We start from the raw sequence: 16,704 nt of genomic DNA, 5'->3' as shown, positions 1-16,704 counted from the left end.
ATTGTGAAGCGGTTTTCCGTCCGGAATTGCGAAAAAACAAAGGGATTGCCGCCCGCGTCCATCCCACCTGAAAACCTCTCGCACGGGTGCACCACCATGCCCAGACTTGGCGCTGTCACACCCATCCTGCGCATCTTCGACATTGCCAAGGCGCGTGAATTCTATGTCGGCTTCCTCGGCTTCGAGGTGCAGTGGGAACATCGCTTCGCCGACGACGCGCCGCTTTACATGGCGGTCGGCCGCGACGGCTGCGTTCTGCATCTCAGCGAACATCATGGCGACGGTGCACCCGGCATCGCCCTGCGCATCGAGGTCGAGGACATCACCGCTCTTCATGGCGAACTGATCGGCAAAAACTATCGCTTCGCCAGGCCGGGCGTGGAAGATACGCCTTGGAAGACCCGCGAGGTGTCGGTCGCCGATCCGTTCGGCAACAGGCTGCATTTCTACGAGGATGCCGCCGGCTGACTGAGCCTGTTGACGAAGGCTTCGCGGATCGCATCCTGCATGCCGTCGATCGCCTCACCTGACGCATTGGGGTTGCGGTGCATCACCACGTTGGAGGAATCGATGGCGCCGAATCCGTCCGCGGTGGTCAGTTCACGACAGCCGTCCGGAATGTTGCTGCGCGAAATCGGCGCGATCGCCAGTCCGGAAGTGACGGCGAGCTTGAGGCCGCCGGTGGTGTCGCTGGTATAGGCGACACGATAGGCAAGATCGCGCTGCTCCAGTGATTTGATGGCGAAGTCCTTGCACCAGCCGGCCCGGTTGTAGAGCGCGATCGGCACCGGCTGTTCCTCATGCATGTGATGCAGGGTCGACGTCACCCACACGGTCGGGTCGTGCATCAGCACTTCGCCGCCGGCGGGATCCTGCCATTCGAACACCACGCACAGATCGAGTTCGCCGGCAGCGAGCGCCGCCATCTGTGCCCCGGAATGGGCATAGCGCACGGTGACCTCGACCTGTGTATGACGCTTCGAGAAGGCGCCGAGCGCGCGCGACAGGATGGCGTGGCCATATTCCTCCGGAATGCCGATGCGCACCGGCCCGCCAAGCGGCGCTGCCGCCATCGATGCCGACGTCTCGTCGAGCAGCGAGACAATGCGGCGGGCGTTGACGATGAGTTCGCCGCCGCGCCGCGTCAACGCGACGCCGCGCGAACCGCGCTCGAACAGGCTGGCGCCGATCAGCTCTTCGAGCTTCTTCATCTGCATTGACACCGCGGATTGGGTGCGGCCGGCCTGCTCCGCCGCCTTGGTGAAATTGCCGGTCTCGGCAATCGCCACGAAGGTTCGCAGGAGGTCGCTGTCGAGGGTCGGCCGCATGGAATCCGCCATAAGAGAATTTGATTGCTGGTATCATTCCAATTCGTTTGCAACATGTCAAATGGCGGACGATAGTCGCTATACCCATTGGATATGCGGCTGCGAAATCAGCCGCGGACCAATCAAGAGTCCTCACTCGTGCCCGCTGCCCGAAACGGTGGCGGGTTCTTTTTACCCCCGCAGGCGGCAGCTTCGGGTCGTACGCGCAGGAGCCTGGATGCAGATGCAGAATCGGATGGTGGGCGGCATCCTGAGCCTGTGCCTCGGCGTGCTGGTCTTTTCGCTGCAGGATCCGCTCGTCAAAGCCGTGTCGAGCGGTTATCCGGTGACCGAGGTGATGGCGATCCGCTCGATCGTCGCCCTGCCGATCCTGATCGTTCTGGTCCATGCCGATGTCGGCTTGCGGGCGATCCTGTCGAAGCGATTCGGCATGCTGACGGTGCGCGCCTTCATCCAGTTCACCTCCTATACGATGTACTACCTGGCCATCGCTGCTTTGCCGCTCGCCGATGCGGTGGCGCTTTATTTCATGGCGCCGCTGTTCATCATGGTGCTGGCCGGACCTTACCTTGGCGAGCGCGTCTCCTGGCAGACACTGGCAACCGTGCTGATCGGCTTGTTCGGCGTCCTCGTGATGCTGCGCCCCGGCGCAGGGCTGTTCGACTGGGCAGCGCTGCTGTCGCTGGGCTCGGCGGCGCTCTATGGTTTTTCGCAGCTGATGGCCCGCAAGATCGGCGATACTGAATCGTCCACCGTCATGGCCTTCTATCAGAACGGCGCCTATCTGGTCGGCGCCGCCGTGGTTGCCGGGGCGTTTCACCTGGCCGGCATCACACACGCCGTTCACCCGAGCCTGGAATTCCTGGTACGGCCATGGATTTGGCCAACGCTGCCGGATTTTCTCAAGATGGCGGCCTGCGGTTTCGTCGCCTCCGCCGGCATGATCCTGCTGTCGCAGGCCTACCGGATGGCGCCGGCCAACCGCGTTGCCACCTTCGAATACACCGGCATCCTGTGGTCGCCGCTGTGGGGTTTCCTGTTCTTCGCCGAGGTGCCGCGGTCGACCACGGTGATCGGTGCTGCCTTGATTATCGGCGCCGGTCTGCTGGCGCTCAACACCGAACGGCGCAAGAATGTTCCACCCGTGCTCGCTGCCGCCGACCCAGCCTGATCAGGCGAAGCAGATCAGCGCCCGCTCGACTCGCGAACGGATTTCGGCCAGCGTGAAGGGCTTCTGCACGACATCGAGGATGATGCCGTTCAATTCCTCGGCGCGCTCGCGCTGGTCGGCATAGCCGGTCATCAGCACGATCTTGATCGACGGAAACAATGCAGCAGCCGCGATCGCCATCTCGATGCCGTCCATCTCCGGCATGCGGATATCGGAGACGACGAGATCGTAGCCGCCACGCGCCGCCTGGATCAGCGAAAGTCCCTGCGCGCCGTCCGCCGCGATATCGATTGTGTGCCCGGCGCGTTCAAGCGCGCGGGCGGCCAGGGTGCGGACGGACTCATCGTCCTCGACGATCAGAAGCTTTGCCATGGCCGGCATATTTGGCCGCCAAAAGTTGACTTTTCCTGAAAGCCCCCGAGCAATTCAGGAAAAGTGTGAGACGGTTTTCCGGGAAAAGCGCATAGCGCTTTCCCTTGGGAATTGCGTCAAAACAAAAAACTAGAGCGGTTCGGCGTTTTCGTGAAGCGGCGAACCGCTCTAAGCATCAGCAAACCTTTTTGATGCCGCTCAGACATCCCCTTTGACGACACCGACAAACGGCAACTCGCGAAAAGCATGGGCTACATCCATGCCGTAGCCGACGACGAAATAGTCGGGGCAGTCGAAGCCGACATGATCGGCATTGAGCTCGGTCTGGCGGCGCATGCGCTTGTCGAGCAGCACGGCGATCGAACAGCTCTTGGCGCCCCGCGACAACATCAGCTCGCGGGTAAAGCTCAGCGTCTTGCCCGATTCGAGAATGTCGTCGATCAGCAGCACGTCGCGGCCGGCGACCTCATTGTCGATGTCGCGCAGCACCCTCACCTCGCCGCTGCTGGTGCCGGCGCCATAGCTGGAGATGAAGATGAATTCGACCTCCGGCGACAGGCCGACATCGTGCATGGCCCGGATAAGATCGGCGGCGAAGATAAACGAGCCCTTCAGCACCGAGATCACCAGCAGATCGTGATAGTCGTGTCCGGCAATCTCCTTGGCGAGCTCGAGATTGCGCCGCGCGATCGCCGATGCTGAAAACAGAACCTCGATGTCCTTGCCGCGTACGATGGGCATTGATGGTCTTCCCCGGTGATCGCCTATTCGGCGAAAGTGACCGACACGGTCTTCACACCGTTTCTAGGCACGTCGAGCCGGCTGGCAAAGCCGAATCTTTCGCCAGACGCCAGCGAACGGCCGGATGTCCCCAACGTATAGCGGGTAGTCTGCCCGTCATTGCCGGTCACCCGGATTTCGAGCGGCGGCAACTCCGTCGGTTTCGCACCATCATTGACGGCCTCGCCATCGACGAACAGTGCGGCGTTCGGCCCGGTAGCGTCGACGCGTGACGTGACGCCCGAAATGCTGAGCGCCGACGCCTGCGCGCTGGACAGGAACGGCGCCTGGCGCACCAGCGCGTGCCCGCCGGAGACCCAGAACGCGGCCAAGGCAGCGCCGATGCCAGCGACCCAGAAGATCGGCCCGCCGCGCGAGGCTGGTAGCCGCTCCGGCGGGGCCTCGGGCTTGCGCAGCATGTCCATGCCCGCGACGGGTGGCATGACGATCGCGCGCGGCAGCGGCGAAACGCTCTCCACGGCAGGCGCAAGGCGCGGCATCACCACGTAGTCGGCATCGACGATGTCGGCGGCCGAACCACGCATGAACCGGTCCGCTGCGGCAATTGCCGCCGGATCGGTCATGATTTCGCCGGAAACCGGGCGCGCGGTTCGATCGTCAGCCATCATGGCCCCAGCATTGCAGCACGTGTTCGCTTTTCGTTTCTTTTGCGTAAACACAAATGGTTAACGCTTCCCCACCGGAGCCCTCGTGACGAGCCGAAAGAGCCCAGAAATTAACCGCCGGTTAACCATGCCGGCCGATGGTCTTTACCCAGAACAGGCCGGCTCGCCGCCGTGCCGAAATTCAGGTCGTCGAAATTGATTCGTTTCGAAAATGTCGGCCTCCGCTATGGCATGGGTCCGGAAATCCTCCGCGACATCTCCCTGCACATCCCGGAGCGCTCCTTCCAGTTCCTCAGCGGGCCTTCGGGCGCCGGCAAGACGACCTTGCTGCGCTTGCTGTTCATGTCGCTGAAGCCGACGCGCGGGCTGATCACCATCTTTGGCAAGGACCGTTCGCGCATCTCGCGCACCGAATTGCCGCATCTGCGCCGCCGCATCGGCGTGGTGTTCCAGGATTTTCGCCTGCTCGACCACATGACCACCTACGAGAACGTCGCGCTGCCGCTGCGCGTGCGCGGGCGCGAGGAGGCGAGCTACCGCACCGATGTCACCGAACTGTTGAAGTGGGTCGGGCTGGGCGAGCGCATGCACGTGCTGCCGCCGGTTCTGTCCGGCGGCGAGAAGCAGCGCGCGGCGATCGCGCGGGCGCTGATCGAGCAGCCGGAAATCCTGCTCGCCGACGAACCGACCGGCAATGTCGATCCGCCGCTGGCGCGACGCCTGCTGCGGCTGTTCATCGAGCTCAACCGGCTCGGCACCGCGGTGGTGATCGCCACCCACGACCTTGGCCTGATGGAACAGGTCGACGCGCGCCGCATGATCCTGGCCGGCGGAAGGCTGGACATCTATGACTGAACTGTCCGCCGAACATTTTGTGGAACGGGAGCAGGACGCCGAGGCGACCGAGGCAAAGCCCCGCGCCCAGCGCAGGATGGCGCCGATCGTGCCGGCGCAGAACATCGCCGGCCGGGCACTGGTCCTGGTCATCGCCATCATGACCTTCCTGTCCTGCCTGACTTTCGGCGCGGTGACGCTGGTGCGCGACACAGCGTCCGTCTGGGAGAACCAGATTTCACGCGAGGCGACCATCCAGATCAAGCCGGTCGACGGCCTCGACATGGAAGCAGCCCTTACCCAGGCCTCCCAGATCGCCGGTGAATTCCCTGGCGTCAAGACGACCCGGATCATCGACCGCGAGGCGACCGCGAGGCTCCTTGAGCCCTGGCTGGGCTCGGGGCTCAACATCGATGAATTACCCGTGCCGCGCCTGATCATCGTCACCATCGACGAGAACAGCCCGCCCGATTTCGCTGCCATGCGCGCCGCGATCACGCCGAAACTGCCGAGCGCATCGCTCGATGATCACCGCACCTGGGTCGACCGGCTGGTAGCGATGGCCCGCACCACGGTGACCATCGGCATTGCCGTGCTGGCATTGATGCTGTCGGCGACCGTGCTGACCGTGGTGTTCGCGACGCGCGGCGCCATGGCCGGCAACGGTCACATCATCGAAGTACTGCATTTCGTCGGCGCCGAAGCACGCTTCATCGCGCGCGAATTCCGCCGGCATTTCCTGGTCACCGGCATGAAGGGAGCGGCGGCTGGCGGTGCCGCGGCAGTGCTCGTCTTCATCGTCTTTTCCTGGTGGTCGTCGCGCAATATCGCGACGCCGCAGGCCGACCAGGCGACCGCCCTGTTCGGCAATTTCGCCATCGGTTCGGCAGGCTATCTCGGTGTCGTGTTGATGGTGCTGGTGATCGGCGGACTGACGGCTGCCACGTCCCACGCCACCGTCGTTGCCTATCTCAGCGACATCGATGTCCGCCAGCCGGATGCAGGCTAATTCATGTCGCCCAAAAGTGGGAACCGGTTTTGGGACAACGACATAGATAGGACAGGGTGATCACGGATGGAGAATTCACGTAACGCAAAGTGCGTCTTTTACCTACCCAAAGCCGCATTTCAGGATTAACCATATGGCGATGGACGCGCGGGATTCGACCGGTACGGCTGGGCAGATGCCAGTGGTGGTTGCCCGTTCGCATGACCGCTCCGCTGTGAGCCGTCTAAGAGCCGCGTTGCGTCTGTCCGCTCTCTCTGTCCTCATCCTCGCAACATTGTTTGCCGGCGGCTTCGGCTGGTTCGCCAATAAGGTCAGTCACCTGACCACGCCTGCCAATCCGGCCAAGGCGGACGCGATCATCGTGCTGACCGGCGGCCAGTCCCGCCTCGATGCGGCGATGGATCTGCTGGCGTCCGGCAAGGGCGAGCGGCTGCTGATCAGCGGCGTCCATCCTTCGGCCAGCCGCCGCCAGTTGCAGGCGGCGACCGGCGGCGACAAGAAGCTGTTCTCCTGCTGCGTCGACATCGACCGCGCCGCGCTCGATACGATCGGCAATGCGGAGGAAAGCGCCAAATGGGTCGAGAGCCACGCCTATGGCACGGTGATCCTTGTCACCAACAATTATCATATGCCGCGCAGCCTGCTGGAAATGGGCAGGCTGCTGCATGGCGCCAAGCTCGAGCCCTATCCGGTGGTCAATTCCAACCTCGACAATGGCGGCTGGCTGACCAAGCCGCGGGCATTGCGCGTGCTGTTCACCGAATACAACAAGTATTTGCTGGCGCTGGCGCGCGGCATCGTGCCGGTCAAGCCGACGCCCAACGGCATCGCATTGGCCGAAACCGCGGCCGGCGGCTGATTATTCCGCTGCGGCCGCGCCCGAATCTCCCCTGAGCCGTGCGATCTCCTGTTCAAGGCGCTCGATCCGCTTGTCCCGCTCGCCGAGTGCCGCCGCCACGTCGGCCGCCTCGAACCGTTGCGGGATGTGCTGCGGACAATTGGCATCCCAGGCCGAGACGGTGAACAGGATGACTTGCTCGGGGCGCGCCTTGTAGTCTTGCGGCATCAGTTTCGCCATCAGTTCGGCGTCACTCTCGACGACCCGCGCCGTGCCCCAGATCTTGATGCGCTGGCGGTGCATATAGTCGATCAGGAACAGGAACGCCCTTGGATTGTCGGCCAGATTGCCCTGCGTGATGAACTGCCGGTTGCCGGAAAAATCCGCGAAGCCGATCGTATGTTCATCCAGCACCTTGAGGAAGCCGGCCGGCCCGCCGCGATGCTGGACATAGGGCTGCCCCTCGCTGTTGGCGGTCGACAGGAAGACGCTGGTCTGCATTTCGATGAAGGCGGCAAGGTCCGGGGTGATGCCGGCCTGCCAGCCGCCACGCTCCTCGACGCGGGCATAGGACTGACGTGAGCCCTTGCGGGCCTGGATCGCCTTGACGGTCGGCGTGAAGGCGACGTCGCTGGTGAAAGCATGCGCGTTCATTGAAAGCTTCCTTGCGGCAAGATGCTAAAGTCCGAGCTCCGACAGCGTCGGGTGGTCGTCCGGTCGCCGGCCGAGCGGCCAGTGATACTTACGATCGGCCTCGCCGATCGGCAGGTCGTTGATGCTGGCGATGCGCAGGCGCATCAGCCCGTGTTCATCGAATTCCCAGTTCTCGTTGCCGTAGCTGCGGAACCATGAACCGCTGTCGTCGCGCCATTCGTAAGCGAAACGCACGGCGATGCGGTTGCCGTGGAAGGCCCAGACCTCCTTGATCAGCCGGTAGTCGAGCTCGCGACTCCATTTTCGCGTCAGGAAGGCCTGGATGGCGTCGCGGCCTTGCAGGAATTCGGCGCGGTTGCGCCAGCGGCTGTCCTTGGTATAGGCGAGCGCAACCCGCGCCGGATCGCGTGAATTCCAGGCATCCTCGGCCATGCGCGCCTTCTGTGCTGATGTCTCGGCGGTAAACGGCGGCATCGGCGGGCGGGCTTCGGACATGGCAACTCCTTTGTGGGCCATGCTGCGGGCAGGCTGACAGACACAATATAGAGCCTTCCATCATTCAAATGCAGATGACATATTCGTAACCCGTCCTTCCATTTTCCGGAAGAAGCTATGGATCGTCTCGAAGCCATGTCGCTCTTTGTCGCCGCGGTGGAGGCCGGCAGCCTTTCAGCAGCCAGCCGCCGTTTCGGCATTCCGCTGGCGACGGTCAGCCGCAAGATTTCCGATCTCGAGCGCCATCTGAACACACGCCTCCTGAATCGCTCGACGCGACGGCTAACACCGACCGATGCCGGCCAGACCTATATTGCCGCCTGCCGCCGCATCCTCGACGACGTCGGCGAGGCCGAACGCACGGCAGCCGGCGAATACAGTGCTCCGACCGGCGAACTGGCCATCACCGCGCCGGTCGTCTTTGGCCGTCTGCACGTGCTGCCGGTCGTCACCGGCTTTCTCGCCGCCTATCCCGACGTGGACATCCGCCTGACATTGGCCGACCGCATAACCCAGCTGGTCGAGGACCATTTCGATCTCGCCATCCGCATCGGCCAGTTACCCGATTCGAGCCTGGTCGCCATCGGCGTCGGCGCGATCCGCCGCGTCGTTTGCGCCAGCCCGGCCTATCTGGCCGAACACGGCACGCCAACGGCCCCGGAGGATCTGGAAACACACGATTGCATCACCTTCGAGGGACTTGCCTCCGCCGCCAGTTGGAGCTTCATCAGGGGCAAGGCCGAAATCCCGGTTCGGGTCCGCTCGCGGCTTCAGGTCAACACCGCCGAAGCGGCCATCGATGCCGCGATTGCCGGCGTCGGGCTGACACGCGTGCTTTCCTACCAGATCGAAGCCGCGCTGCGGTCCGGCACGCTGCGCATCCTGCTGCAGGAGTTCGAGCCAAAGTCATGGCCGGTAAGCCTGGTGCATGCGGGCCACGGCCTGCTGCCGGTCAAGCTGCGCGCATTCCTCGATTTTGCCGCCCCGCGCCTGAAGGAGCGGCTGGCACAGCTGATGTAGCGGAACCAGGCCAATCTCCCATTGGCGACCGTTCTTCGTTGCCAACCAAAGCGCCCTGCGGCCATTTCCTTTTTTCCCGCGCTTGGTGTAACCAACGCTCACCTCCTCACCGGGCTCCCCCCCAATGCTCTACATCAGATCGCTGACGTTCAATTTCGTCTTTTACGTCAACCTGATCGTCCAGATGATCCTCTGGACCCCGTACTATTTCCTGTCGCCCCGGCACCGCGCCTGGTTCGTGCCGAAATTCTGGTCGCGCACCTCGATGTGGCTTTACGACAAGATCGCCGGAACGAAGAGCGAGATCACCGGCCGGGAAAACCTGCCCGAAGGCTCCTTCATCCTGGCCCCCAAACACCAGTCGTTCTGGGATGCGATCGCCTTCTTTCCCTATCTTCACGACCCTCTCTACATCCTGAAGCGCGAGCTCACCTGGATCCCGTTCTTCGGCTGGTACATCATGAAGATGCGCATGATTCCGGTTCATCGCGGCAGCCGTTCGAAAGCGCTGAAGGCCGTGGTCGCCGCGACCAAGGCGGAGATGGCGCGCAATCCTCGCCAGCTCATCATCTACCCCGAAGGGACAAGACGCGCGCCGGGCGACGAGCCGGCCTACAAATACGGCATCGTCGAAATCTATGCGCAACTTGGCGTTCCGGTGGTGCCGGTTGCCCATGTCGCCGGTCTCTATTGGCCGCGTCGAAAATTTCTGCGCTACCCCGGCACCGTGAAGGCGCGCTTCCTGCCGCCGATCCCACCGGGACTGAGCAAGGACGAATTCATGGCCCGGCTGATCGGCGAGACCGAGGCTGCCTGCGACCAGTTCCTGATTGATGCCGCGCGGGGCCCGAATCCGCCTGCCTTGCCGCCGACAGCGGTGAAAAGACTGCAAGAGCTGGACAACGCCGCAAGACACAAAGCCTGAACCGGAAGTCTCCTGCCGGCAGTTCTCAGCCGAAAACGGCCAGCGCGGTGGTCAACACCAGCGTCGCGGCAAAGACCAGGTTGACGATCCGCGAGGCCGCCGGCCGGCGCAGGAAGCGCGCGAATGCCACTCCCAAGACAAGCCACAGAGCATGGATGGCGACGATCATCAGCGCGAGAGCCATCAGCTTCAGCCATGGACCAAGCTCAGTGTTACCCTGTTTGGGCGAAGCACCGGCGAACACGGCGGCGATTGCCACATAGGCCTTCGGATTGGCGACCGCGAGAAGGAATCCAGCCAGCCATGTTGGACACGAAGCCTCCGCGCCGCGTGCTGCCATGGGCGGCGCCGTGGCGATCTTGAAGGCGAGATAGAGGATGTAGGCCGCCGAGGCGAAAGCCAGCAACGGCGCCAGCTTCGGCGTCGCGGTGAGCACCGCCACGACCCCGGTCGCGACAACCAGAAGCACGGCGATCGTGCCCAGGATGATCCCCCAGGCATAGCCCAGCGAGTGGCGCAAACCGAAGGCGGTCCCAACGGCGGTAACGCTTATCGTTGCCGGACCCGGGCTGCCCATGATCACCAGGGCGGCAAGCACGAGCGCGAGAAGTTGCCCCCAAAGATCCGGCTGCGAAAGAAGCGGCTCAGTCATTTTCTCCTCTGTCCTGCCTTGCGCGAAGAGACAGTATGGCAGGACCAGAGGGGCGTCTTGGACGTTCGTGCGAGGCGCGGCGCCTGAAGCTTCAGCCGCTCGCTTTGTCGAGTTCGGCCATGTCGGCGGCGGTCAGTTTCAGCGACGCCGCCCTGATCAGGCTGTCCATCTGTTCAGGCTTGGTGGCGCTGGCGATCGGCGCGGTGACACCCGGCCGCGCAATCACCCAGGCAAGCGCGACTTCCGCCTGCTTGGCCGAATGCCTTGATGAAACCGCGTCGAGTGCCGCAAGGATGCGCATGCCGCGCGCATTGAGATAGTCCTTCACCCCGCCGCCACGCGGGCTTTGACCGAGATCGGCCTCGCTGCGGTATTTGCCGCTGAGAAAACCCTTGGCCAGGCTGAAATAGGTGATGACGCCGATGTCCTCGGCCACGCACAGATCGCGCAACGGCCCATCGAAGGACGAGCGATCGTAGAGATTGTATTCCGGCTGCAGCACCTCGTAGCGCGGCAGACTGCGCAAGCTCGCCACATCGAGTGCGGCACGCAACTGGCCGGCGTCGAGATTCGAACAGCCGGCATAGCGGATTTTGCCCTTGGCGAGCAGCTTCTCGTAGGCGCCAAGCGTTTCTTCATAGGGCGTTGCAGGGTCCGGCCAGTGCGACAGATAGAGGTCGATGACTTCGGTCTGCAGCCGCTTCAGCGATGCGTCGACGGCCTTTTCGATGTATGCGGCGGACAGGTCCTTGTGCCCCTGCCCCATATCCGAACCGACCTTGGTGATCACCACGACCTTGTCGCGATTGCCACGGTCTTTCATCCATTTGCCGATGATGGTTTCCGATTCACCGCCTTTGTGGCCGGGAACCCAGCGCGAATAGGCATCCGCCGTATCGATGGCGTTGAGGCCGGCGCCGACGAAGCGGTCGAGCAGGTCGAACGAGGTTTTCTCGTCGGCGGTCCAGCCGAAGACATTGCCGCCCAGAACCAGCGGCGCGATGGACAGGTCGGTGCGACCGAGACGACGTTTCTGCAAGGCGGATCTCCGGGATGATTGCGGCGGGCAAAGGGCGCCGCGGGCTGAGGGTCGGAGCCTAACCTAGGTCTTGCCTGAACGAGGTCAAAGGCCTGGCCGCCATTTTCCGCAGAGCCAGCTTCACAAAGGCGCGACCTGGCTGGCGACATCCTCCAGCCAGTGGTCGCTTATGCCCAATGCCTCGAGATGCTCCAGCGTGCTCAGCACATAGTCCTCGTTGTTGCCGGACTGGCCGACCGCGCCGCGCACCACGGCCGCCGCATCCGCCACATCGAGCGCTCCGGCATATTGCTCGTGCTGGCGGTCCACAATGTAGACCACGGCGTCGACCGTATCGCCCCCGTCGAGGCGAATCTTGAGCATGCGCTCCAGATAGACATTGGTGACCAGTTCGCGCTCGCGAAGATAGGCCATGACCTCGTCGCGCAAGTCGCCGGGGACGCGGAATGCGAGGCCGACGCAGGACCCGCCACGGTCGAGGCCGAGCACCAGCCCCGGCCGCTCGCGCGTTCCGCGATGCACGAAGGAATAGACGCAGAGCGAGCGCCGGTAGCCATGCAGGCGGGCACGCTGTGTTTCGACATGCGCGAATCCCGGCCGCCAGATCAGCGAGCCATAGCCAAACACCCAAAAATCGCCCATATCGCCGCGCCTGATTGCAAAAGATGCCAACACCGCACCCGGACCGGTGTTTTTTCCGCCCGTCCCGTCTAACTATTCGTCTGTCTGCCTGGCGGAATCGACCACCCGTCCGCAACACCCATGCGTTAACGAGAGCCAAAGCATGACGTCAAGTGACGAACGCCAGCCAAGTAACCGTCGCCGCCTGTTCTGGCTTGCAGCGTTCATCGTCGTGCTGTTCGCCCTTTACAGCGGCGGCTGGTTTTATCTGGCCGACCGCGTCAGGAGCGAGGCCGACAAGGCGGTTGCCACGCTCAACAAGAATGGCGTCGAGGCCGGCTGTGCCAATCTCCAGGTCAGCGGCTATCCCTTGAGCTTTACCGTCTCCTGCGACAACCTCGCCTATGAGGACGATGCCAGGAACATTGCGGCTTCAGCCGGCAGTTTCAACGCGGCCGCCCAGATCATCCAGCCTCTGTCGCCGGTTGCCAATCTGCGCGGCCCGCTCAGGACCGCCGTTCCGGACATGGTGCCGCTGTGGATCGACTGGGACAATCTGCAGGCCAATTTCAAATTGTGGTGGCCGCTGCCGCAGCGGATCTCGCTGGAGGCGGAGGGCCTGTCCGGCCAGACCGATCCGGCCGACGACACCGATCCGGTGCAACTGTTTAGCGCCGGCAAGGCATCGGGTCAGCTGCAGCCCAACGGCGAGGATATCGACTATCTCGGCAGTTTCGGCGATCTCGAGATCGACCCCGACGCAATTGGAGGGCGCGTGCTTCCGGCGCTCGATGCCAGCGGCGATGTGACATTGAAGAACGGCGTCGCACTGATCGGCACGCAGGTGAAGAGCCTTCGTGGCCAGGCGATCGAAATCCGCAACCTTGACCTGTCGTCGGGCACGGCGCGCATTACCGTTTCGGGACCGCTCTCGGTCGATGCCGAGGGCCTGGTCAACGCCGACCTGATGATCAGGCTGAAGGACCCGAAGGCGGTGGCGGCCATCCTCGGCGCCGCCATACCCGAGCAGAAAAGCCAGATCGAGCAGGGTTTTTCTGCCCTGGCGGTGCTCGGCAACGAACCGTCGATGCCGCTGAAGGTGGTCAGGGGCAAGGCCTCGCTCGGCTTCATTCCGCTGGGCAAGATCAAGCCGGTCGAATAGCTCAACCATGGCAAAACCCGTGAAGCTGCTGAGCGTTGGCGCCTTGACGCTGGACACCATCCTGCGCGTCGAGACACTGCCTGTGCATCAAGGCAAGTTCATTGCCTCCGACGGCGTCCAGATCGCCTCGGGCATGGCCACCAGTGCTGCCTGCGCCGCGCATCGCCTGGGCGCCGAGGTATCGCTGTGGGCGAGTGCGGGCGACGATGCCGTCGCCGACCAGCTCATCGCCGGCATCGAGGCCGAAGGCGTCGATTGCACCTTTGTGCGCCGCGTCAGAGGCGCCCGCTCGGCGCTGGCCTCGATCCTGGTCGACGCGCATGGCGAGCGCATCATCGTGCCGTTCTATGACGGGCTGGCCCAGGCCGATCCCGAAGTCTTGCCGGTCGCCGACCTCACCGCATTCGACGCCGTGCTGGTCGATGTCCGCTGGCCGGGCGCGGCAGCGTTGGCACTCAAGGCGGCACGCGCCGTTGGGCGTCCGGCGATCCTCGATGCCGACACCGCGCCGCTGGAAGTTCTGGAACAGCTGTTGCCGCTCGCCACGCACATCGTCGCTTCGGAGCCGGCGGCGCGCATCGTCTGCGGCCAGGCGCTCGATCCGGAAACGGCTTGCGCCGATCTCGCCAGCCGCACCGACGCCTTTGTCGCGGTAACCGGCGGCGCGGCGGGCTGTTGGTGGCACGACCGTCGCGCAGGCTATGTGCGCCATGTCGCGGCGCCAAGGGTCAAGGCGGTTGACACGTTGGCCGCCGGCGATGTCTTCCACGGTGCTTTCGCCGTCGGGTTGGCGGAAGCCATGCCGGTCGAGCAGGCTTTGCGCTTTGCCAGTGCGGCCGCGGCGCTCAAATGCCTGCGCTTCGGCGGCAGGCTGGGCGCGCCGGATAGGGCCGAGACGCTGGCCATGGTTGCGCAGACCTGGCCAGCCTGAAACCGACGCTTTGTTTTGACGCAATTCCCAAGGGAAAGCGCTAGCGCTTTTCCCGGGAAAAACGCCTCACACTTTTCCTGGAATTGCTCTAGCCCTTCGCGGGGTGCTCGACGGCCTGGCGACCGAAATCGGGCACGTCGATGTCCTGGCCGGCTTCGATGATCGAGCGGCGCACAGCCCGCGTCCGGGTGAACAGGTCGAAGAGCTTTTCGCCATCGCCCCAGCGGATCGCGCGTTGCAGCGACGCAAGGTCTTCCGAGAACCGCGCCAGCATTTCGAGGATGGCGTCCTTGTTGTGCAGGCAGACATCCCGCCACATGGTCGGGTCCGAGGCGGCAAGGCGGGTGAAGTCGCGGAAGCCGGAAGCCGAATATTTGATCACTTCGGACTTGGTCACCGACTGCAGATCATCGGCGGTGCCGACGATGTTGTAGGCGATGATGTGCGGCAAATGCGAGACGATGGCCAGCGTCATGTCGTGATGCTGCGGGTCCATCGTGTCGATGTTGGCGCCGCAGCGGCGCCAGAACTCCGACAGCCTCTCCAGCGCGTCCGGGTCGGTGTCGGGCAGCGGCGTGAAGATGCACCAGCGATTGTCGAACAGGTCGGCGAAACCGGCGTCGGGGCCGGATTTTTCCGTGCCCGCCAGCGGATGGCCGGGAATGAAATGGACGCCTTCAGGCACATAAGGCTGCATCTGCGCGATGACAGACGCCTTGGTCGAGCCGACATCGGTGAGGATCGCGCCCGGCTTCAGCGCCGGCGCGATTTCCTCGGCCACCGCGCCGGACGAGCCGACCGGCACCGAGACGATGACCAGGTCGGCATCGCGGACAGCTTCTCTCGCATCGGTAGTATAGCTATCGCCCAGCCCGAGTTCCTCGGCTCGCGCCAGCGTCGCCGCACTGCGCGTTGATATGGCCACGTGACGGGCCAGCCCTTCGCGGCGGATGACGCGGGCCAGCGACGAGCCGATCAGGCCGATGCCGACCAGCGCGATCTTTTCAAACATCGGTGATGTCATGGTCTCTAGCTTTTCAGGAATGTCGTGAGAGCGGCGACAACGCCGCGATTGGCCTCTTCGGTGCCGACGGTCATGCGCAACGCGTTGGGAAAGCCATAGCCCGAAACGCGCCGCAATATATAGCCGCGCGCCGTCAGATAGTCGTCCGCCGCCGCTGCGGAATGTTTCTCGTCCTCGGGAAAGTGAACGAGGATGAAATTGCCGACGCTGGGTGTCACCCGCAGCCCGAGCTTTGTGAATTCCTCGCTCAACCAGGCAAGCCAGGTCTCGTTGTGCGCCACGCTGCGCTCGACATGGGCGCGGTCGCGGATGGCTGCGATACCGGCCTCGATCGCCGTCGCATTGACGTTGAAGGGACCGCGCACGCGGTTGATGGCGTCGACGATATGCATCGGCGCATACATCCAGCCGATCCGCGCGCCACCCAGGCCGATCTTGGAGAAGGTACGGGTCATCACCACGTTCTCGGTGCTGCCGACCAGTTCGATGCCGGCCTCATAGTCGTTGCGGCGGACATATTCGGCATAGGCCGCGTCGAGCACCAGAAGCACGTTCTTCGGCAGCGTGGCATGCAGCCGGCGTACCTCCTGGAACGGTACATAGGTGCCGGTCGGGTTGTTGGGATTGGCGAGGAACACGATCTTGGTGCGCGGCGTGACCGCGGCCAGGATGGCGTCGATGTCGGCGCGCTCGTCTCTTTCCTTGATCGTCACCGGAACGGCACCCGCCGACTGGATGTAGATCTTGTAGACCATGAAGGCGTGTTCGGTGATGACGGCCTCGTCGCCGGGCGCCAGATAGGTCTGCGCCAGCAGGCCGAGAATCTCGTCGGAACCGTTGGAACAGATGATGTTCTGCGGGTTGAGGCCGTGCACCTCGGCGATCGCTTCGCGCAGCCGCCTGGCGGTGCCGTCGGGATAGATGTCGAGCTTGCCGGCAATCTCGCGCGCGGCTTCGATCGCTTTCGGCGAGGGCCCTAGCGGATTCTCGTTTGATGACAGCTTGTGGACCTTGGCGACGCCGGCGGGCGCCGTGCTCTTGCCCGGCACATAGGCGTCGATGTCCATGATGCCCGCACGCGGGGTTGGACGTGCCTGGTCCGGTGTCTGGCTCATGTCGCAAAATCCGTCGAGAACGCTTCCTGAGGGAAGCCGCAGCGGAAATACAAGCCGTGGCCTGCAATGTCGAGAGGCGACAGCCATCGCCCAGGGCTGGCCGTTGAC

General features: G+C 63.7%; 20 protein-coding genes. 9 read left to right on the top strand and 11 right to left on the bottom strand.

What is annotated here, in order from left to right; genetic code table 11:
• Nucleotides 1–96: 96 nt before the first annotated feature.
• Nucleotides 97–468: a glyoxalase superfamily protein gene (locus EJ079_RS13285; protein WP_127269183.1), complete on the top strand. Its 372-nt coding sequence runs from the start codon at nt 97–99 to the stop codon at nt 466–468.
• Here EJ079_RS13285 and EJ079_RS13280 read toward each other — a convergent pair.
• Nucleotides 447–1,328, bottom strand: a complete 882-nt coding sequence (locus EJ079_RS13280) for a LysR family transcriptional regulator (RefSeq protein WP_127269182.1) — start codon at nt 1,326–1,328, stop codon at nt 447–449. The genes EJ079_RS13285 and EJ079_RS13280 overlap by 22 nt on opposite strands.
• A 223-nt stretch (nt 1,329–1,551) precedes the next feature.
• On the opposite strand from EJ079_RS13280, the gene EJ079_RS13275 reads away from it, so the two are divergent.
• Complete coding sequence (locus tag EJ079_RS13275; RefSeq protein WP_164762775.1) at nt 1,552–2,499, top strand: DMT family transporter; 948 nt, start codon at nt 1,552–1,554, stop codon at nt 2,497–2,499.
• Here EJ079_RS13275 and EJ079_RS13270 read toward each other — a convergent pair whose 3' ends face one another.
• The 3 genes from EJ079_RS13270 to EJ079_RS13260 all read right to left on the bottom strand — a co-directional run bounded on the left by EJ079_RS13270 (nt 2,500) and on the right by EJ079_RS13260 (nt 4,280).
• Entirely contained in the window at nt 2,500–2,871 is a 372-nt protein-coding gene (locus tag EJ079_RS13270) for a response regulator (protein WP_027038124.1), read from the bottom strand. It lies immediately after the preceding gene.
• A 198-nt stretch (nt 2,872–3,069) separates the two neighbouring features.
• Nucleotides 3,070–3,612, bottom strand: a complete 543-nt coding sequence (hpt, locus tag EJ079_RS13265; protein WP_127809200.1) for a hypoxanthine phosphoribosyltransferase — start codon at nt 3,610–3,612, stop codon at nt 3,070–3,072.
• A 23-nt stretch (nt 3,613–3,635) separates the two neighbouring features.
• The gene (locus EJ079_RS13260) at nt 3,636–4,280 is read right to left on the bottom strand and encodes a hypothetical protein (RefSeq protein WP_127271081.1); all 645 of its coding nucleotides are present in this window, start codon (nt 4,278–4,280) and stop codon (nt 3,636–3,638) included.
• A 192-nt stretch (nt 4,281–4,472) separates the two neighbouring features.
• On the opposite strand from EJ079_RS13260, the gene ftsE reads away from it, so the two are divergent.
• The 3 genes from ftsE to EJ079_RS13245 all read left to right on the top strand — a co-directional run bounded on the left by ftsE (nt 4,473) and on the right by EJ079_RS13245 (nt 6,979).
• Nucleotides 4,473–5,132, top strand: a complete 660-nt coding sequence (gene ftsE, locus EJ079_RS13255; protein ID WP_010911739.1) for a cell division ATP-binding protein FtsE — start codon at nt 4,473–4,475, stop codon at nt 5,130–5,132.
• Nucleotides 5,125–6,120 carry an ABC transporter permease gene (locus tag EJ079_RS13250; RefSeq protein WP_127809199.1) on the top strand — a complete coding sequence of 332 codons (996 nt, stop codon included), beginning with the start codon at nt 5,125–5,127 and terminating at the stop codon, nt 6,118–6,120. Before ftsE ends, EJ079_RS13250 begins: the two co-directional genes overlap by 8 nt.
• Before the next feature lie 133 nt (nt 6,121–6,253).
• Entirely contained in the window at nt 6,254–6,979 is a 726-nt protein-coding gene (locus tag EJ079_RS13245) for a YdcF family protein (RefSeq protein ID WP_127809198.1), read from the top strand.
• Here EJ079_RS13245 and EJ079_RS13240 read toward each other — a convergent pair whose 3' ends face one another.
• Both EJ079_RS13240 and EJ079_RS13235 read right to left on the bottom strand, forming a co-directional pair.
• Entirely contained in the window at nt 6,980–7,612 is a 633-nt protein-coding gene (locus tag EJ079_RS13240) for a pyridoxamine 5'-phosphate oxidase family protein (RefSeq protein ID WP_127809197.1), read from the bottom strand.
• Nucleotides 7,613–7,636: 24 nt separating this feature from the next.
• Complete coding sequence (locus tag EJ079_RS13235; RefSeq protein WP_127809196.1) at nt 7,637–8,107, bottom strand: DUF1348 family protein; 471 nt, start codon at nt 8,105–8,107, stop codon at nt 7,637–7,639.
• Nucleotides 8,108–8,224: 117 nt separating this feature from the next.
• On the opposite strand from EJ079_RS13235, the gene EJ079_RS13230 reads away from it, so the two are divergent.
• Nucleotides 8,225–9,127, top strand: coding sequence for a LysR family transcriptional regulator (locus tag EJ079_RS13230; RefSeq protein ID WP_127809195.1), 903 nt, complete (start codon nt 8,225–8,227; stop codon nt 9,125–9,127).
• Between the two features lie 124 nt (nt 9,128–9,251).
• Nucleotides 9,252–10,052, top strand: a complete 801-nt coding sequence (locus EJ079_RS13225; protein ID WP_127809194.1) for a 1-acyl-sn-glycerol-3-phosphate acyltransferase — start codon at nt 9,252–9,254, stop codon at nt 10,050–10,052.
• Nucleotides 10,053–10,077: 25 nt separating this feature from the next.
• On the opposite strand, the gene EJ079_RS13220 is transcribed toward EJ079_RS13225, so the two are convergent.
• The 3 genes from EJ079_RS13220 to EJ079_RS13210 form a co-directional block, all read right to left on the bottom strand.
• Nucleotides 10,078–10,704, bottom strand: coding sequence for a LysE family translocator (locus tag EJ079_RS13220; protein WP_127809193.1), 627 nt, complete (start codon nt 10,702–10,704; stop codon nt 10,078–10,080).
• Nucleotides 10,705–10,795: 91 nt separating this feature from the next.
• On the bottom strand, nt 10,796–11,743 hold the full coding sequence (locus EJ079_RS13215) for an aldo/keto reductase (protein WP_127809192.1): 948 nt from the start codon (nt 11,741–11,743) through the stop codon (nt 10,796–10,798).
• Nucleotides 11,744–11,863: 120 nt separating this feature from the next.
• On the bottom strand, nt 11,864–12,385 hold the full coding sequence (locus EJ079_RS13210) for a gamma-glutamylcyclotransferase (RefSeq protein WP_127318398.1): 522 nt from the start codon (nt 12,383–12,385) through the stop codon (nt 11,864–11,866).
• 142 nt (nt 12,386–12,527) lie between these two features.
• Here EJ079_RS13210 and EJ079_RS13205 point away from each other — a divergent pair, with 142 nt between their 5' ends.
• Both EJ079_RS13205 and EJ079_RS13200 read left to right on the top strand, forming a co-directional pair.
• Nucleotides 12,528–13,526, top strand: coding sequence for a DUF2125 domain-containing protein (locus EJ079_RS13205; protein ID WP_127809191.1), 999 nt, complete (start codon nt 12,528–12,530; stop codon nt 13,524–13,526).
• Between the two features lie 7 nt (nt 13,527–13,533).
• Entirely contained in the window at nt 13,534–14,457 is a 924-nt protein-coding gene (locus tag EJ079_RS13200; protein WP_127809190.1) for a sugar kinase, read from the top strand.
• A gap of 88 nt (nt 14,458–14,545) precedes the next feature.
• Here the strand turns inward: EJ079_RS13200 and EJ079_RS13195 are convergent, their stop codons facing one another.
• Nucleotides 14,546–15,481, bottom strand: coding sequence for a prephenate/arogenate dehydrogenase family protein (locus EJ079_RS13195; protein WP_174800311.1), 936 nt, complete (start codon nt 15,479–15,481; stop codon nt 14,546–14,548).
• Between the two features lie 5 nt (nt 15,482–15,486).
• Nucleotides 15,487–16,596: a histidinol-phosphate transaminase gene (gene hisC, locus EJ079_RS13190; protein ID WP_127809188.1), complete on the bottom strand. Its 1,110-nt coding sequence runs from the start codon at nt 16,594–16,596 to the stop codon at nt 15,487–15,489.
• Nucleotides 16,597–16,704: the final 108 nt, after the last annotated feature.

The sequence above is a fragment of the Mesorhizobium sp. M7A.F.Ce.TU.012.03.2.1 genome, assembly GCF_004006095.1.
Lineage (GTDB): Bacteria > Pseudomonadota > Alphaproteobacteria > Rhizobiales > Rhizobiaceae > Mesorhizobium.
The sequence above is the reverse complement of the archived record's forward strand: the minus strand, read 5'-3'. Positions and strand labels throughout refer to the sequence as shown.

What these genes read in the sequence shown, in the direction of transcription:
- EJ079_RS13285 (WP_127269183.1), top strand. Translation starts at nt 97, where the DNA reads ATGCCCAGACTTGGCGCTGTCACACCCATCCTGCGCATCTTCGACATT.
- EJ079_RS13280 (WP_127269182.1), bottom strand. Translation starts at nt 1,328, where the DNA reads ATGCGGCCGACCCTCGACAGCGACCTCCTGCGAACCTTCGTGGCGATT.
- EJ079_RS13275 (WP_164762775.1), top strand. Translation starts at nt 1,552, where the DNA reads ATGCAGAATCGGATGGTGGGCGGCATCCTGAGCCTGTGCCTCGGCGTG.
- EJ079_RS13270 (WP_027038124.1), bottom strand. Translation starts at nt 2,871, where the DNA reads ATGGCAAAGCTTCTGATCGTCGAGGACGATGAGTCCGTCCGCACCCTG.
- hpt (WP_127809200.1), bottom strand. Translation starts at nt 3,612, where the DNA reads ATGCCCATCGTACGCGGCAAGGACATCGAGGTTCTGTTTTCAGCATCG.
- EJ079_RS13260 (WP_127271081.1), bottom strand. Translation starts at nt 4,280, where the DNA reads ATGATGGCTGACGATCGAACCGCGCGCCCGGTTTCCGGCGAAATCATG.
- EJ079_RS13250 (WP_127809199.1), top strand. Translation starts at nt 5,125, where the DNA reads ATGACTGAACTGTCCGCCGAACATTTTGTGGAACGGGAGCAGGACGCC.
- EJ079_RS13245 (WP_127809198.1), top strand. Translation starts at nt 6,254, where the DNA reads ATGGCGATGGACGCGCGGGATTCGACCGGTACGGCTGGGCAGATGCCA.
- EJ079_RS13240 (WP_127809197.1), bottom strand. Translation starts at nt 7,612, where the DNA reads ATGAACGCGCATGCTTTCACCAGCGACGTCGCCTTCACGCCGACCGTC.
- EJ079_RS13235 (WP_127809196.1), bottom strand. Translation starts at nt 8,107, where the DNA reads ATGTCCGAAGCCCGCCCGCCGATGCCGCCGTTTACCGCCGAGACATCA.
- EJ079_RS13230 (WP_127809195.1), top strand. Translation starts at nt 8,225, where the DNA reads ATGGATCGTCTCGAAGCCATGTCGCTCTTTGTCGCCGCGGTGGAGGCC.
- EJ079_RS13225 (WP_127809194.1), top strand. Translation starts at nt 9,252, where the DNA reads ATGCTCTACATCAGATCGCTGACGTTCAATTTCGTCTTTTACGTCAAC.
- EJ079_RS13220 (WP_127809193.1), bottom strand. Translation starts at nt 10,704, where the DNA reads ATGACTGAGCCGCTTCTTTCGCAGCCGGATCTTTGGGGGCAACTTCTC.
- EJ079_RS13210 (WP_127318398.1), bottom strand. Translation starts at nt 12,385, where the DNA reads ATGGGCGATTTTTGGGTGTTTGGCTATGGCTCGCTGATCTGGCGGCCG.
- EJ079_RS13205 (WP_127809191.1), top strand. Translation starts at nt 12,528, where the DNA reads ATGACGTCAAGTGACGAACGCCAGCCAAGTAACCGTCGCCGCCTGTTC.
- EJ079_RS13200 (WP_127809190.1), top strand. Translation starts at nt 13,534, where the DNA reads ATGGCAAAACCCGTGAAGCTGCTGAGCGTTGGCGCCTTGACGCTGGAC.
- EJ079_RS13195 (WP_174800311.1), bottom strand. Translation starts at nt 15,481, where the DNA reads ATGACATCACCGATGTTTGAAAAGATCGCGCTGGTCGGCATCGGCCTG.
- hisC (WP_127809188.1), bottom strand. Translation starts at nt 16,596, where the DNA reads ATGAGCCAGACACCGGACCAGGCACGTCCAACCCCGCGTGCGGGCATC.